Origin of the sequence: uncultured Solobacterium sp., assembly GCF_963517755.1 — a bacterium.
Classification (GTDB): domain Bacteria; phylum Bacillota_I; class Bacilli_A; order Erysipelotrichales; family Erysipelotrichaceae; genus Bulleidia.
This window is the reverse complement of the sequence record NZ_CAUQGG010000030.1, coordinates 1-2,713: the sequence shown is the minus strand read 5'-3', so window position 1 is coordinate 2,713 and position 2,713 is coordinate 1. Positions and strand designations below refer to the sequence as shown.

The window sequence follows — 2,713 nt, the reverse complement described above, 5'->3', positions numbered from 1 at the left end:
CAAACAAATCTATTGTTTTAAACATCGTTCCTCCTTCTTACGCTTCAATATTAAAGCCTTCTTCGGAGGCTTTGTGTAGCAATTCAAGTAATCGCTTGCTTTGATATGTATTTGGTATTTTTACAGGCATTTTACATGCCATAGCTAATGCAGATACATCTGTCGGTGTGACCATATGATTTCTAACAACAAACTTTGATAGTCGCATCCACATTTCTACAGGATAATTAACCACCTCTGACTGTGCTTGGATTTCATTTACAAACTTCTGCTCCTTCTTAGCAGATTTCAGTGCCGCTTTCTGTTCATCGATAGTAATTAAACAATTCTCAATTTCTGCAGGAATATCTATATGTATCTTCTTCACATCTTCCCAACAATCATTTCTCTTACACCACTGAGTAACGTTTGCAACTTTTCTTGACGGATCAGTTATTCGCAGAAGGACCAACTCTGCCAATGCTATTAAAACTGTACCCACTTGTTCGGGCACACTCTGTCTATTCCATATCAACATCAAATCAAGTTCTTGTCCTTGATATTGGCTATGTAACAATCTTCTAAATTGTGCCAATGTGTAATATATGATATTTGCACGGTATCCACCCTCGTACCAAGGCTGTTTTGGTATAGTCTTCTCTAAATATTGGAACAAAAGAATCAATGCTGCCGTAGTTTGGAAATATCTTTCATTAAACTGCTCATCATTTGTATTCCACTGCTCATCTATATACTCTGCAAACGAATTAAAATTTGTCTGCGCACCTTTACTCACAATCTGAGGAAATCCTCTCCATGTATTTTGGACCTTCGCAAGATCTGTTTTCTTAATCACCTTATTTTTAGGGTGTTGAAACTCAAATTGTTTTTTCTTTGCAGGTGTCAATCGCATCTGTTCTTGCAGATATTGTCCTCTTGCTCTTTCATAAAACCATTTTGTTTCATACTGTTTGCCTTCAGATGCCGGAGCAAATAAGTGTCTTGATATTTGCTCCATGCGACGATGAAATGGATGAGATGCAAAAAAGTCTGCATCACTAACCTTATTCTGACTGTTCGAAGATCTAGAAATATTCTTGATCAACTCGTCTGATTCTTCTGGTGTTGATTCATCAATTGAAGTCAATTTCATTTGCACGAAAATAGATGACAAATCTGCTTTATCTTTATATCTTGCATTTGAAATCGATGCCGTTGTCTGTCCACCATTAATAATCTGAAAGTCTCTAACAAAGGTGATAAATCTACCGTGGTTAGTATCTTCTATCTCAACGTTCATTGCAGTTACTGAAATTCCATTATTAAATGCAAAAAACATCTTTGGATTATTCAGGATAGTTCCTCTTATTTTCTTATTGACTGCTACTTTAGTAGATAAGAATGACCTGACATTTCCCTCTAAGAGTTTACTACCATACTTATCGTATATATCAGCCAAAACAGTTCCAGGAATTACTCCCAAATAACTACTATACTGTTCTGTAGACGCAGAACTAGCCTCTATACATGGAATACCTTCTCCACAATACTCCTTAAAGTTAATCTCAATAATTTGACGGCTTTGTTCTGAACAGCAGACTCTGAATAAACGATCGATATCCCAAATCTGACCTTCTACAGGAATTGAGTTATAATCATCAATTTTTACTTCTTTTATTGCAGTACTCATATCTGCATCAGTAAATACAATAAAACGATATTTACGAATTATCTCTTTGTTACATCTTAATAGATCAACTAAATCTGCACATGGCGTACTCATCTCTATTTCTTGGTATAGATTAGTCGTCAAAGCTACATCAAGGAATTTCATGAGTAGGCCAAAATCCTTATCTGCAGCTGATCCAGTAAGTCGACGTTCCAATTCATTACCATCAAAATTTGCAATAATTAGATTCATTGTACTATCGAACTCGTCGTATACATATCCGTCTACCCTATAATTACTACGTCCACTTTTACCCTTATAAAAAGATGGCGTGAAATTGGATAATACCTCCGCATCAATTAGATACTGTGCCATAGTATCTACAAAGGATGCACATGACCCTTCTCCAGTGACAGATGCTGCGGTTTTTACACTTTCTAAAAACTCTTTTTTAAATTCCGTAGAATCCATGCTAATAACCTTCTATTTTTGTTACTTCTTCCAGCTATCTATGCTATGTATAGATATTTGATAGATAGTATTTGTTATTTCTATTGGAACATCAACTCTTCGTATCCTCGGAAATGATTCATTTATAGTATATATTTGTGTTGAAGACATACTAAAATGCTGTTTATCATATTCTTTCATATCAATATAACCACCTGCGCCAAGTTTCAAGGTAAGCTCATCAGGATTTTCGCCATATCGTGAAATAAGTTCTATCACTTCCTGAACCAATCCATACAAGGTGAATGATCCTGATTGATCCGGTGCACATTTATCAATACGATAAATAACTAATTCCCCTTCGTCATCTCTGTCTAATTGTTCAACAGAAGAGATCGATATTTCAGAAGATGAAGCTCCAGTAGATTTAATCTCATACCAACAATCTGCATAAACAAAATCTTGATCTGCTCCTTCTGGACCAACCCATCCTGCTAAAGCATCCGATGGTAACATTCCATTCTCTATTTTTTCTTTTAAGAAAAGTAACTCTCCAATGAGACCTTTCTGTCTGTTACTGTCTAAAATCGCATTACTTTTATGATCCAATAACCT

At 35.5% G+C, this 2,713-nt stretch carries 2 protein-coding genes; both read right to left on the bottom strand.

All coding sequences use genetic code 11. The features are described from left to right. Positions 1–37 precede the first annotated feature (37 nt). Positions 38–2,023, bottom strand: a complete 1,986-nt coding sequence (locus RWM19_RS08975) for an AIPR family protein (protein ID WP_313986181.1) — start codon at positions 2,021–2,023, stop codon at positions 38–40. A 117-nt stretch (positions 2,024–2,140) separates the two neighbouring features. Continuing rightward, the coding region (locus RWM19_RS08970; RefSeq protein ID WP_313986179.1) for a PD-(D/E)XK motif protein at positions 2,141–2,713 on the bottom strand (573 nt) is incomplete at its 5' end.

Excerpts from the sequence above, each read along its gene's own strand:
- RWM19_RS08975 (WP_313986181.1), bottom strand. The coding sequence starts at position 2,023 with ATGGCACAGTATCTAATTGATGCGGAGGTATTATCCAATTTCACGCCA.